The 12,983-nt window shown below is 63.2% G+C and carries 10 protein-coding genes; 6 read left to right on the forward strand and 4 right to left on the reverse strand.

What is annotated here, in order from left to right; genetic code table 11:
- Positions 1 to 21 precede the first annotated feature (21 nt).
- Positions 22 to 408, reverse strand: coding sequence for a hypothetical protein (locus tag LJD17_RS16210; protein WP_227385240.1), 387 nt, complete (start codon positions 406 to 408; stop codon positions 22 to 24).
- A 272-nt stretch (positions 409 to 680) separates the two neighbouring features.
- On the opposite strand from LJD17_RS16210, the gene aspS reads away from it, so the two are divergent.
- Genes aspS through LJD17_RS16225 form a run of 3 tightly spaced genes read left to right on the forward strand, consistent with a single transcriptional unit; the run spans position 681 to position 4,473 of the window.
- Positions 681 to 2,489 (forward strand): aspartate--tRNA ligase, encoded by a 1,809-nt coding sequence (gene aspS / locus LJD17_RS16215; RefSeq protein WP_227385408.1) that lies wholly within the window; start codon positions 681 to 683, stop codon positions 2,487 to 2,489.
- Positions 2,486 to 3,379, forward strand: coding sequence for a glycosyltransferase family 2 protein (locus tag LJD17_RS16220; RefSeq protein ID WP_227385241.1), 894 nt, complete (start codon positions 2,486 to 2,488; stop codon positions 3,377 to 3,379). Before aspS ends, LJD17_RS16220 begins: the two co-directional genes overlap by 4 nt.
- Positions 3,376 to 4,473, forward strand: a complete 1,098-nt coding sequence (locus LJD17_RS16225; protein WP_227385242.1) for an acyltransferase family protein — start codon at positions 3,376 to 3,378, stop codon at positions 4,471 to 4,473. The genes LJD17_RS16220 and LJD17_RS16225 overlap by 4 nt, the downstream gene beginning before the upstream one ends.
- On the opposite strand, the gene LJD17_RS16230 is transcribed toward LJD17_RS16225, so the two are convergent.
- Positions 4,445 to 5,065 (reverse strand): CatB-related O-acetyltransferase, encoded by a 621-nt coding sequence (locus LJD17_RS16230; RefSeq protein ID WP_227385243.1) that lies wholly within the window; start codon positions 5,063 to 5,065, stop codon positions 4,445 to 4,447. The two genes, LJD17_RS16225 and LJD17_RS16230, sit on opposite strands and share 29 nt — an antisense overlap.
- A 102-nt stretch (positions 5,066 to 5,167) precedes the next feature.
- Between LJD17_RS16230 and LJD17_RS16235 the strand changes: the two genes are divergently transcribed.
- Positions 5,168 to 7,468 (forward strand): NADP-dependent malic enzyme, encoded by a 2,301-nt coding sequence (locus tag LJD17_RS16235; RefSeq protein WP_227385244.1) that lies wholly within the window; start codon positions 5,168 to 5,170, stop codon positions 7,466 to 7,468.
- 23 nt (positions 7,469 to 7,491) lie between these two features.
- On the opposite strand, the gene LJD17_RS16240 is transcribed toward LJD17_RS16235, so the two are convergent.
- Both LJD17_RS16240 and erpA read right to left on the reverse strand, forming a co-directional pair.
- Complete coding sequence (locus LJD17_RS16240) at positions 7,492 to 9,354, reverse strand: hypothetical protein (protein WP_227385245.1); 1,863 nt, start codon at positions 9,352 to 9,354, stop codon at positions 7,492 to 7,494.
- Between the two features lie 81 nt (positions 9,355 to 9,435).
- Positions 9,436 to 9,762: an iron-sulfur cluster insertion protein ErpA gene (erpA, locus tag LJD17_RS16245; protein WP_227385246.1), complete on the reverse strand. Its 327-nt coding sequence runs from the start codon at positions 9,760 to 9,762 to the stop codon at positions 9,436 to 9,438.
- A gap of 94 nt (positions 9,763 to 9,856) precedes the next feature.
- Here erpA and LJD17_RS16250 point away from each other — a divergent pair, with 94 nt between their 5' ends.
- Positions 9,857 to 11,065, forward strand: coding sequence for a deoxyguanosinetriphosphate triphosphohydrolase (locus LJD17_RS16250; protein ID WP_227385247.1), 1,209 nt, complete (start codon positions 9,857 to 9,859; stop codon positions 11,063 to 11,065).
- A gap of 82 nt (positions 11,066 to 11,147) precedes the next feature.
- Entirely contained in the window at positions 11,148 to 12,908 is a 1,761-nt protein-coding gene (gene argS / locus LJD17_RS16255; protein WP_227385248.1) for an arginine--tRNA ligase, read from the forward strand.
- Positions 12,909 to 12,983 lie beyond the last annotated feature (75 nt).

The following is a 12,983-nucleotide window of genomic DNA, read 5'->3' on the forward strand; positions in this document are numbered from 1 at the left end:
GGCGATCCGGCGACCCCTGTCTTAAGGCTGCCCCTGGATTTTCCTGCGTTCCTTGGCTTGCCGTTCCGCCCGCTTGATCAGCCAGTCGATGATGTTGCGGTCGACCACGAGGCCTGTTTCGGCGTCGACGAGCCGTTCGATCCGGTCGGCCCTGAAGCCCCGGTAGCCGTCATCGGCCATGTCGATGCCTCCCAGAAGGGTCTTGCCCGGCCCGACCTTCAGCTCGCGCGCGATGATCCAGCGCCGGCTCGGATTGCCGGCCTGATCCGTATAGTGAAGCTCCAGCGCGCCTTCCATGGGATAGACATGCCAAGCGCCCTCAATCCGCTCCTCGACGGGGGCGTTCCGGGCCGGCCTCAACAGGGATGTTGCATGTGCGTGAATCATAGACGGGATATGGTGATTCACGCTTTGTTCCGCAAGAATCACCGGCCCTTTTCAGGGGAAATTCTGAAGGCCGATTCTGGGTCGAAAAGGCCCGCTTCGGAGGCTCCCGCGGGCACGGTTCCGCTGGGGGCCTGAGTGGTGACCCGGCGGAGCAGGTTTCCCATGCGGGTGGCCTCTTTGGCGCCGGGTCCGTTGAGAAATCGTCCTTTCGCCTTGACATCCGATGGCCCGCATGAATGGTGCGCCGATAATCCGAATAATCTCTTCTCATGCAGGCTTCCATGTCCGCCTCTATGCATCGTTACCGTTCCCACACCTGCGGCGCCCTGCGCGAATCCGACGTCGGGCAGACGTCCCGTCTGTCCGGCTGGGTGCATCGTATCCGCGACCATGGCGGCGTCCTCTTCATCGACCTGCGCGACCATTACGGCATGACGCAATGCGTCGCCGATCCGGATTCCCCGGCCTTCAAGCTGGCGGAAACCGTTCGGTCCGAATGGGTCGTGCGCATCGACGGCAAGGTGCGCAAGCGTCCCGCAGGCACCGAAAATCCGGATCTCCCGACCGGCCTTGTCGAGGTCTACATCACCGACATGGAGGTTCTCGGCCCGGCGGACGAGCTGCCCATGCCGGTCTTCGGCGATCAGGAATACCCGGAGGAAACCCGGCTCAAGTATCGCTATCTCGACCTGCGCCGGGAGAAGCTGCACAGCAACATCATGAAGCGTGGCGCGATCATCGACTCGCTCCGCCGCCGCATGAAGGACAGCGGCTTCTTCGAGTTCACGACGCCGATCCTTACCGCCTCCTCCCCGGAAGGTGCGCGGGACTTCCTCGTGCCCTCGCGCATTCATCCCGGCAATTTCTACGCGCTGCCGCAGGCCCCGCAGCAGTTCAAGCAGCTGATCATGATTTCCGGGTTCGACCGGTATTTCCAGATCGCGCCCTGCTTCCGCGACGAAGACCCCCGCGCCGACCGCCTGCCGGGCGAGTTCTACCAGCTCGACGTGGAAATGAGCTTCGTCACCCAGGAAGACGTATTCCGCACCATGGAGCCGGTGATCCGCGATACCTTCAAGGAATTCGCCGACGGCAAGCCGGTGACGGAGACCTTCCCGCGGATTCCCTATTTCGAGTCCATGCTCAAGTACGGATCCGACAAGCCGGACCTGCGCAATCCCCTGGTGATCGCTGACGTGTCCGAGGTGTTCACCCGCGAGGACGTGACGTTCAACGCCTTCAAGAACGTCATCAAATCGGGCGGCGTGGTGCGGGCGATCCCCGCGCCGGGCGCTGCTTCCCAGCCGCGTTCGTTCTTCGACAAGCTCAACGACTGGGCCCGCTCGGAGGGCGCCCCCGGCCTCGGCTACATCGTGTTCGAGGAAGAGGGCGGCCAGATCACCGGCAAAGGCCCGATCGCGAAGTTCATTCCGGATGCGGCTCAGGCTGTCATCCGCGAGCAGGCCGGCGTTGGCGCCGGCGATGCGGTGTTCTTCTCTGCCGGCGTCGAGGACAAGGCTGCGTCCCTCGCCGGCAAGGCCCGGGTCCGGATCGGCGACGAGCTCGGCCTCGGCGACAAGAACCAGTTCGCCTTCTGCTGGATTACCGAGTTCCCGCAATACGAGTGGAACGAGGACGAGAAGAAGATCGATTTCTCGCACAATCCGTTTTCCATGGCCGACATGGATCACGAGGCGTTCATGGCGCTCGATCCGTCCGAAAAGGACCGGATCCTGAAGATCACCGCGCTTCAGTACGACATGGTCTGCAATGGCTATGAGATGGCCTCCGGCAGCATCCGTAACCACCGGCCCGATCGCATGGTCAAGGCGTTCGAGATCGCCGGTTACGGCGAGAAGGAAGTCATGGAGCGGTTCGGCGGCATGTACCGTGCGTTCCAATACGGCGCACCGCCCCACGGCGGCATGGCGGCCGGGATCGACCGCGTCGTGATGCTGCTGTGCGGTGCCCAGAACCTGCGCGAGATCACCCTCTTCCCGATGAACCAGAAGGCCGAGGATCTCCTGCTCGGGGCACCGTCCGAGGTGACGCCGAAGCAGCTGCGCGAACTCCACATCCGCCTGAACCTGCCGGAGAAATGAGCGGGGGACCGCTGGAGCGGGATCCGCCCGTGGTGACCGCCATCGTCGTGGCTTTCGACAGCGCTCATGCGCTGCCGGAATGCCTTGCGGCGCTCAAGGACGAGAGGGTGGCTGCCATCGTGGTCGACAACGCCTCCACGGATGGGAGCATCGCCGTTTCCGAGCGGATGGGCGCCAAGGTCATCCGCAATGCCCGGAACGAGGGATACGGCCGCGCCAACAATGCGGGGGTGCGCGCCGCAGCGACGGAGTTCGTTCTGATCGTCAACCCGGATGTAATCGTCACGAAAGGTGCCGTCGCGGCCCTTCTGGACGCTGCCCGGCGCTATGAGGATGCGGAGTTCTTCGCGCCCCAGATCGTCGAGCCGAGCGGGCGAGTGTTCTTTCAACCGCGCTCGCTTCTCGCAACGCAGCTGACCAATCCGGGCGGCAAGCTCGTTCTGCCGGAAGGGGAGGCCTGCGCGCCGTTCTTTTCCGGCGCCTGCTTCCTCATGCGGCGGGAGTTTTTCCTCAAGCTCGGCGGCTTCGATGAAGAAATCTTCCTCTTCTACGAGGATGACGACCTGTGCCGCAGGATCAGCGACCGGGGAGCGGCCCTCGTGTATGTGCCGCAGGCGATCGTGCGTCACGGGCGCGGGCGCTCCAGCGGCCCCAAGCGCGGTCTCGTCTTCAAGTCCCGTTGGCATCAGGCGTGGTCCCGGGCCTATGTGAGCCGCAAATACGGATTGCCGGACCCGGCGCCTTCCATGTTTGCCGTCAATGCAGTCAAGACCATCGCGGCGGGACTGTCCTTTCGACGCAGTCTGATCGAGCGCTATGGCGGTTCGGCCGCAGGCGCATTCGCCTTCATGCGTCGCAGGAAAGCGCTGCAGAAAGAGGGTTTGTCATGAGGCTGCCTTCGCTCGTCACGGATGCGCCCACCCTCTCGACCGCGATGGGGCAGGAGCGGAACAACTTCACGCTCATCCGGCTGCTCCTAGCCCTGGCCGTGGTGGTGTCCCATGCATTCAGCGTGACCACCGGCGAAGTCATGGATGAGCCCCTGGCCGCATGGACGGGCTTTACCCTCGGGGAGCACGCGGTGAACGGCTTCTTCGCCATTTCCGGCTTCCTCGTAACCATGAGCTTCGACCGTCGCGGCTGGCGCGATTATGTGATCGCCCGGTCCCTGCGCATCACGCCGGGCCTGATCGTGGCGACGCTGATCGTGGCCCTCGTCCTCGGCGGCCTGATGACGCGCCTGCCGCTGATGGAATATCTGACGAGCGATTCCTTACGCCGCTTCATCGGCGCGACGCTCACGAGCTTCAAGAGCAACATCGCACTTCCCGGCGTTTTCGTGGGCAATCCGTTCCAGTTCCCGATGGGGACGGTCTGGACGCTGAAATATGAAGTGCTCTGCTATGTCGGCGTTCTGGGCCTGGGGCTTGTTGGACTTGTCCGCTTCCGCCCGGCGGCTCTGGCGCTCGTCGCAGGCTTGGCGATGGCTCTGCTGGTTCTCGATCTCATTCGTCCGACCGCCCCGAAGGGGCTTGAAACCGCCTTGCGGCTGCCGCTGATCTTCGCCTTTGGCGGAGCGCTGTACGTTTGGCGCAACCGCGCGCGCTTGTCCGGTTTTCTGCTGCTGTTCCTGGTGGTCGCCACAGGCTTGGCGCACGGAACGTTTCTCTACAAGACGCTCCTGTTTGTGACCTCCGCCTATGGGGTGATCTGGCTGGCGCTCGCGCCCGTGGCGACGCGCTGGTCCTGGGAACCCGATGCCGATCTGTCTTACGGCACGTATCTCTACGGGTGGCCGGTACAGCAGGCGTTGCACGCCGTCTTTCCGACCGCTGCCGCCATCGTCCTTCTCGGGCCTTCCCTCGTGATCACGCTCGTGGTGGCGGCACTGTCCTGGTATGGCGTCGAGAAGCCCGCTCTGTCCCTCAAGGCCAAGGCCCTCGGCCGGCGGACGATCAAGACGATTGAGCCCGCAGCACCCTGACGGCGGCGATCAGTTCCCGAACGCGGTCGCTTTGCAGAAGCGGAATGAGAACGGCGATCTTCTCCCGCGGCAGCTCCCACCAGGCCGAATCCAGAAGCCCCTGGATCGTCGGCTCATCGAAGCGATAGCGGATCACCTTCGCGGGGTTGCCACCGACAATGGCATAAGGCGGCACATCCTTGGTGACGACGGCTTGGGCGGCGATGACGGCCCCATGGCCGACGGTGACGCCCGACAGGATGATCGCGCCCGATCCGAGCCAGACATCGTTGCCGATGGTCACGTCCCCCCGCGATGTATGGTAGTCGTCCGTTTGGGGCGCCGTCGGCCATAATTCCCTCAAGGCCGAGAAGGGATAGGTGGTGGTCCAGTCCATCCGATGATTGCCGCCGAGCAGGATCTCGACCTTGTCGGCGAAGGAGCAATAGCGGCCGATCGTCAGCTTTTTGCCCGACTCGGGGAACCGGACCTTCGGGCGTCCGTAGGAAAACTCACCGACATCAAACCCGTACCGATCCACGAGCCGAGCAAGGTGGATATTCGTTTGGTTGTGCGGATTGCGCCAGTTCTTGAGTCGATGACGAAGTTTCATCGGATGTGCTTACTCACGGACAAGGGCGTTGACGAGGCGGAACAAGGCGCGCACAAGTGCGCCCACTTGAAACGATGCGCGTTGGCGTGAGGAGCGTAGGGGATGGCTGACAACATCTCGCAGGATCTGAAATCGGGAGCGATGTTCTATCACCGCTATCCACGTCCAGGAAAGCTCGAGATCCAGCCAACCAAGCCCCTCGGCAATCAGCGCGACCTGGCGCTTGCCTATTCTCCGGGCGTTGCCGCTCCTTGCGAGGCCATCGCGGCGGATCCGAGCGAGGCGGGTAATCTGACGTCGCGCCAGAACCTCGTGGCGGTGATTTCGAACGGTACGGCCGTTCTTGGGCTCGGCGATATCGGCCCCCTTGCTTCGAAGCCGGTCATGGAAGGCAAGGCGGTCCTGTTCAAGAAATTTTCGGGCATCGACGTCTTTGACATCGAAGTGGCCGAAAAGGAGGTCGACCGGCTCGTCGAAGTCATCGCCGCCCTGGAGCCGACCTTCGGAGGGATCAACCTCGAGGATATCAAGGCGCCCGAATGCTTCGAGGTGGAGGAGAGGCTGAAGGCCCGCATGGGTATCCCGGTCTTCCATGATGACCAACACGGCACGGCCATCATCGTAGCGGCGGCGGTCACCAATGCCCTCGAACTCGCCGGAAAACGCATCGAAGACGTGAAGATCGTCACCTCCGGCGCAGGCGCGGCGGCGCTCGCCTGCCTCAATCTCCTGGTTTCCCTTGGCGCCAGGCCGGACAATATCTGGGTCACGGACATCGAGGGCGTCGTCTATGAGGGCCGCGAAAAGCTCATGGACCGGTGGAAATCGGTCTATGCGCAGAAGACCGATGCCCGCAATCTCGCGGACGTGATTACGGACGCGGATATTTTCCTCGGACTTTCGGCCGGCGGCGTCCTCAAGCCGGCGCTTCTCGAGAAGATGGCCCCGCGTCCGCTGATCCTGGCGCTTGCGAACCCCTATCCTGAAATCATGCCGGAAGAGGCGGAGGCTGCCCGGCCCGATGCGATGATCTGCACCGGCCGTTCGGATTATCCGAACCAGGTCAACAACGTCCTGTGTTTCCCCTACATTTTCCGGGGAGCCCTGGACGTGGGCGCAACCACCATCAACGAAGCCATGAAGGCCGCTGCCGTCAAGGCGATTGCCGGACTTGCCCGCGAGGCTCCGTCCGAGGTCGTCGCCCGCGCTTATGGCGGCGAGGCGCATCCTTTCGGACGCAAGTCCCTGATTCCGAGCCCGTTCGATCCCCGCCTGATCCTGCGCATCGCTCCCGCCGTCGCGCGGGCCGCCATGGACAGCGGCGTTGCGACCCGTCCGTTGGCGGACCTGGAGGCCTACGCGGATTCGCTGACGCGGTTCGTCTTCCGCTCCGGGTTCATCATGAAGCCCATCTTCTCGCAGGCGCGGGAGAATCCCAAGCGCGTCATCTATGCGGAGGGTGAGGACGAGCGCGTTCTGCGGGCCGTTCAGGTGATCGTCGAGGAGGGGATCGCGAAGCCGATCCTGATCGGCCGTCCGGCCGTGGTGGAGACCCGCATCAAGCGCTTCGGGCTTTCCATGGAGATCGGGCGGCACTTCGACCTGGTCAATCCGGAGGACGATCCGAGATACCGGGACTATGTGGCGACCTATGTGGAGGCCGCCGGACGAAAGGGCATCACTCCCGATGCCGCCAAAACCCTGGTGCGCACCAATTCCACCATCATTGGGGCGCTGGCGGTCAGGCGAGGGGACGCGGATGCCCTGATCTGCGGTCTCGAAGGGCGCTTTCAATCCCGGCTCAAGCACATCAAGGACATTATCGGTTTCGCTCCGGGCACCCACGAGATGGCTGCCCTGTCGCTGGTCATCACCTCCAAGGGGGCGTTCTTCCTGTCCGACACCCACGTCCAGTTCAACCCGGACGCGGAAGCGATCGCCGATATGACAATCGCCTGCGCCAGCCATGTGCGCCGGTTCGGCCTGGAGCCGAAAATCGCGCTCGTATCCCATTCGGACTTCGGTTCGACCGACACGCCCACCGCGATCAAGATGCGCAAGGCGCTCGAGTGCATCCAGGAGCGGGCGCCGGATCTCGAAGTGGACGGGGAGATGCAGGCGGACGCCGCTCTGTCGTCGATCATCCGCGAGCGGGTCTATCCGGGGTCGCGCCTCAAGGGCGAAGCGAATGTGCTGATCATGCCGAACCTCGATGCCGCCAACGTGGCCTTCCAGTTCACGAAGATGCTGGCGGATTCGATTCCCGTCGGGCCGATCCTGATCGGACCTGCGAAGCCCGCCCATATTCTGACGCCGTCGGTGACCGCGCGCGGGATCGTCAATCTGACCGCCATCGCCGTGGTGGAAGCGCAGGCCGCGGAAACGCAGCCGACGCTGATTTAAACCGCCGATGCGGGCGGCCGCCGTTACTCGGCGGTCGCCGTAATATCGAGCTTCTGAATGACCGATGCGGGCTCGGAGGCCGTAACGATGTCGGCAATGCCGAGGCCGCCGGAATCCTTGGCGCGGGCGTTGATCGCCAGGCGCCCCGGCTTGGCGATGAAGCGTGCGAGCGCCTGGCTCAGCGCTCTGGCCTGTTCGGAACTGCCCAGCATCGAAGGCACCACAACGGCCGTACCCGCCGCGAAGGTCCGGCGGAGCGATTCAGGCGAGGTCTTTTGCTCCTTGGCGGCCTGGGTCAGGTAGCGCTCGAACAAGCCGCCGTTCTCCACCACGAGATTGAGGGCCTTCGCCCGGGCCCCGATCAGCGCAACCGTCGCCAGCGCGGTATCAGGGTTGAACACGTCCTTGCCGACGTCGCCTAACGTGCCTGTCAGGGCGATGCGGCCCATGTCCTGTCCCTGAACGGAGACTTCCCTGAGGTTCAACTCCTGCGTCGTCTCGTTCCAGGCGGCCGACACGAGAAGCGACATGTCGACTGCCTTGTAACCAAGGCTCGTCAGGTTTTGGATGCCCTCATCCTTGCTGTTTTCCGGCAGTGCCATGGCGAAGTTCCGGAGGGCGATCCGCAGATTGGTCGGGATCGCATTCACCGGCTGATCGGCCGTCACCTCGAACGTCTTCAGGCTTGCCTTGACCCGCTGAGGCATGCCCGGCTTTGCCGCGTTCGGCACATCGATGTCCACGCCCGAAACCTGCATGCTTCCGAGCGTCGGAGCGAGACTGCGCAGTGCCGCCGCGTCAAGGTCCTTGAGGGATCGATTTTCGAGGTTCTTCAAGCCTTCAAGGGTCGATGCAAAGGAGAAACCGTTGAATGCTATGGTTTCGATCCCGATACGTCCGTCGTCCTTGCGGACTTCGAGACCCTCGATACGGGCATCGGCCGGTTGGCCTTCCTTGGCTCCCGTAAAGGCCATGCGTTTGATCCGGGAGACGGTCTCGCCGCTCTCGTTTGAGGGGCGTGCCTTCACCTCGACCCCGAATGCTTCGACGGTGCCGATACCGATGGCGCTGAACAGGTCCGCCGCCGCCGCGATCAGCCGCTTCTGCTCGTCTTCGGACAGGTCCTTCTTGTCGCCCAGCTCCGAGAAAAGGCTCATGGACCCGGCCCAGGAATTCTTCGTGGGGCGGGCTGAGAAATCCCGGCCGCTCAGGCGCTCGATCGTCGCGCTGGTGTTGTTGCGTCCGTCGACGAAATCGATCTTTTCGACGGAGAAGCTGCCATAGATGCTGGTCAGGGGACCGGAATCGGCCTTCGTCTCATAAAGCCGCGCAAACGCCGGAAGATCGATGTCGCTGACCGTCATGCGGCCGTAGCTGGAGACCGTCCGCTTGGAGCCGTCCATGATCTCGGTGCCTGCGGCGCCGGCGACCGCTTCGGCAATCCGGCCTTGGCGAATATTCGTCAGGACGACGTTCTTGTAAGTGATGGTCTGTGTCTTCGGGCCGAGTTTCTGCTGCAATCTCAGGTCCGGAATCACGATTTGCGCGGCGCTGATCCGCGACAGCCGGGTTGCGATGGGCTCCGCGGACGCGCTCGAGAACAAGGCCTCGATATCCGCCTTCGGCGTGGCGACGCCATTGAACTGGATCGTCTTGGCCTCATAGTCAGCTCCGCCGAAGCTAAGCTTGACGTTCTCGAGGCTGAAAGTGTCCGGCGTTTGAGCCAGGGCGACGCTCCAGAGGGGCGCGCGCACTGCGCCGACGGCTATCCCGTGGGTCGGCGCATCGATCCGGACATCGCGAAAAAGAACCGGCTCGAACTGAAGCCCGAAGGCACCTGCCGCAAGGGCTAATGCGCAAACGCCTGAACGGTAAGGAAAGCCCATATTGGTCCTCGAAAATGCGGCAGCCGCAAACAGCCGGATGGGAATCCGGCCGAGAGAGCATAGGGGATCGGGAGGGAATGTTTAGAGGGAAAACGACGTGCCGCAGCCGCAGGACGCCGTGGCGTGTGGGTTCTCGATCTTGAAGGACTGGCCGATGAGGTCGTCCACGAAATCGATCACCGATCCGTCCATGTACTGGATCGACACCTGATCCACCAGTACGGCCGCGCCATCCCGTTCTACCAGGAGATCGTCGTCCTGGCGTTGGGTCTCGACGTCGAATGCGTACTGGAACCCAGAACAGCCGCCCCCGTTGACGCTGATTCTGAGCATCGCGCCAGCCGGTTCACCGGCCATGATCTCGTTGATGCGGCGGGCAGCGCTGCGAGTCAGGGTAATTTCGGCCATTCGCGAATCCAGTCCGTGGAGGAACGTAACCTTGGACAACATCTGTAGAGCAAGGTAAGTGCCCGTTGACAAGGCTTCAACCCGGGGAAGACGCGTGCGGTCCTTTGGCGAGAGATGGCGAGCGCCCTATGCCTGCGATCCATGGGAAACGCGGGGGCGCCTTTATCCCGAAGCCGTTTCCCCCACCCGGAGCGAATTCCAGCGTGACCGGGACCGTATCATTCATTCCACGGCCTTCCGGCGCCTGAAGCACAAGACCCAGGTCTTCGTCTATCACGAGGGCGATCACTACAGGACCCGGTTGACCCACACCATCGAGGTCGGTCAGATCGCCAGGGCTCTGGCCCGCTCCCTCGGCCTCGACGAAGACCTGGCCGAGGCGCTCGCCCTGTCGCACGATCTGGGGCACACCCCCTTCGGCCATACCGGCGAGGACGTGCTCGACGCCTGCATGGCGGATTTCGGTGGGTTCGACCATAACGCCCAGGCCCTGCGGATCGTCACGAGGCTCGAGCGCCGCTATGCGGCCTATGACGGCTTGAATCTCGCCTGGGAAACCCTGGAGGGGCTCGTCAAGCACAACGGTCCGCTTCTCGACGGCTCCGGTCGCCCGACCTTGCGATACACCGAACGAGGGGTGCCCCTCGCCATCCTCGAATATAACGCCGTTCAGGATCTGGAACTCGGCACCCATGCGGGCGGCGAAGCCCAGGCCGCCGCCATCGCGGACGATATCGCGTACGATTCCCACGATATCGACGATGGTCTCAGAGCCGGGCTGTTCCAGATCGAGGAACTGCGCGAAGTCCCGTTCTTGGATGAGCTTCTGCGGGAAATCGACGAGAGCTATCCGCGTCTGGAACTGTCGCGCCGAATTCACGAGCTGACCCGGCGGGTAATTACCCGGTTCGTCGAGGATGTGGTGCGGGAAGGCGAGCGGCGGCTCGAGGCGCTCGATCCGGGAAGTGCCAAGGCTATCCGGGGCGCGGCCGAGCCGGTGATTTCTTTCTCGAAGGCCATGCGGGAGGCCGATGCTTCCATCAAGCGCTTCCTTTACGCCCGCATGTACCGGCATCCGAGCGTCATGAGCGTCCGGCGGAAGGCCGACGATATCGTCCGGGACCTGTTCGGGCGGTTCAAGGCCGAGCCTGAGACTATGCCGGAGGAGTGGAGGGCGGGCCTCACGAAGGATGACGAACCCCGGCTTGCCCGCCGGGTCGCCGATTACATCGCCGGGATGACCGACGGCTATGCGATCCTCGAGCACCGGCGTCTGTTTGACGTAACTCCCGAGTTGCGCTAGCGCACGATCACCTTTGCCGGCCGCGCCTTTGAGGCGCGCCAAAGCTTCTTAAGGGCCGTTCGCCCGATCGAGACAGAGTACCATGAACATCTTCGGACTGTTTGAGCAGCGGGTGGCGGATGCGCTTGGCCGGTTGGCCGAGGCGGGAAAGATCCCATCGGGCCTTGACGCAAGCCGCGTCGTGGTGGAGCCGCCGCGGGATCCGTCTCACGGAGATCTGGCGACCAACGCCGCCATGGTTCTTGCCAAGGAAGCGCGCATGAATCCCCGCGCCCTGGCGGATCTCATCGTCGCCGATCTGCGCGACGACCCACGAGTGGCGAACGGCGAGGTTGCGGGCCCGGGCTTCATCAACCTCAAGCTCGTTCCGGGTGCGCTCCATGAGGTGCTGCGCGCCGCCGTCACCGATCGCGAAGGCTTCGGCCGCAGCACCCAGGGCGGCGGAGCGGCGGTGAACGTCGAATATGTTTCGGCCAATCCGACGGGCCCCATGCATGTGGGTCACGGCCGTGGCGCGGTCTTCGGGGATGCGCTCGCTTCCCTGCTGGATTTCGCCGGGTATCGCGTGACCCGGGAATATTACATCAACGACGCGGGCGCGCAGGTCGACGTGCTGGCCCGCTCGGCCTATCTGCGCTACCGCGAAGCTCTCAGCGAGGACATCGGGGCTATTCCCGAGGGCCTTTATCCGGGCGATTATCTCAAGCCGGTGGGGGAAAAGCTCGCCCGCGAGCACGGAAGGGAGCTTCTCGGAAAGCCGGAATCCGAATGGCTCGCCCTGGTGCGGGAAGCGTCCATCAACGGCATGATGGACATGATCCGGGAGGATCTCGCGGCCCTCAACATCCGCCACGACGTATTTTTCTCCGAGCGCACCCTTCAGCAGGACGACGGTGGAGAGGTCGCCAAGACCATTGCGGATCTGCAGGAGCGCGGCCTCGTCTATATGGGCCGGTTGCCGCCGCCGAAGGGCCAGAAGGACGAGGATTGGGAGGACCGGGAGCAACTCCTGTTCCGGGCCACGGAATTCGGCGACGAGGTCGATCGCCCCCTGCTGAAGTCGGACGGCTCGTTCACTTATTTCGCGTCCGACATCGCCTATCACCGGTCCAAGTTCGAGCGCGGCTTTGCTTCGATGATCGACGTCTGGGGCGCCGACCACGGCGGCTACGTCAAGCGGATGCAGGCCGCCGTGAAGGCCGTGACCGGAGGCAAGGGCGATCTGGACGTCAAGCTTTGCCAGCTCGTTCGCCTCTTGAGAGGTGGAGAGCCGGTCAAAATGTCCAAGCGGGCCGGGGACTTCGTGACGCTCCGTGATGTGGTGGATGAGGTCGGACGGGATGCCGTTCGCTTCATGATGCTGTTCCGGAAAAACGACGCCACCCTGGATTTCGACCTCGCCAAGGTGGTCGAGCAGTCCAAGGACAATCCCGTTTTCTACGTCCAGTACGCCCATGCCCGCTGCGCCTCCGTTTTCCGGCAGGCGAGGGAAGCCTTCCCGGATGGAGACTTTTCGCCGCAACGGCTTGCCGAGACGGATCTTTCTCTGCTTCAAGATGAGGCGGAAATGGATCTTATCCACCGGATCGCGCAGTTCCCACGGATGGTCGAAGCGGCTGCCGAGGCCCATGAGCCTCATCGGGTGGCTTTCTACCTCTACGATGTGGCGAGCGCCTTCCATAGTTTGTGGAACAAAGGGAAAGACTTGCCTCAATTACGCTTTGTTAATCAAACTGATAAAGATTCAACTCAAGCGAGGCTCGCTCTCGTGCATGCCCTGAAGGGTGTGCTGTCTGCGGGGCTTGCAATTTTGGGCGTTACGGCTCCCGACGAAATGCGTTGATTTTCTGAGGCGGGACAACCGTTTCCGAGCGCTCGTACGGGTTACCTAACGTCTGGCCGATATGGACGATGGGCG

The sequence above is a fragment of the Microvirga rosea genome (assembly GCF_020595095.1).
In the GTDB taxonomy this organism is placed as follows: Bacteria; Pseudomonadota; Alphaproteobacteria; order Rhizobiales; family Beijerinckiaceae; genus Microvirga; species Microvirga rosea.

Coding starts and splice junctions, on each gene's coding strand:
- aspS (WP_227385408.1), top strand. CDS start 681: ATGCATCGTTACCGTTCCCACACCTGCGGCGCCCTGCGCGAATCCGAC.
- LJD17_RS16220 (WP_227385241.1), top strand. CDS start 2,486: ATGAGCGGGGGACCGCTGGAGCGGGATCCGCCCGTGGTGACCGCCATC.
- LJD17_RS16225 (WP_227385242.1), top strand. CDS start 3,376: ATGAGGCTGCCTTCGCTCGTCACGGATGCGCCCACCCTCTCGACCGCG.
- LJD17_RS16230 (WP_227385243.1), bottom strand. CDS start 5,065: ATGAAACTTCGTCATCGACTCAAGAACTGGCGCAATCCGCACAACCAA.
- LJD17_RS16235 (WP_227385244.1), top strand. CDS start 5,168: ATGGCTGACAACATCTCGCAGGATCTGAAATCGGGAGCGATGTTCTAT.
- LJD17_RS16240 (WP_227385245.1), bottom strand. CDS start 9,354: ATGGGCTTTCCTTACCGTTCAGGCGTTTGCGCATTAGCCCTTGCGGCA.
- erpA (WP_227385246.1), bottom strand. CDS start 9,762: ATGGCCGAAATTACCCTGACTCGCAGCGCTGCCCGCCGCATCAACGAG.
- argS (WP_227385248.1), top strand. CDS start 11,148: ATGAACATCTTCGGACTGTTTGAGCAGCGGGTGGCGGATGCGCTTGGC.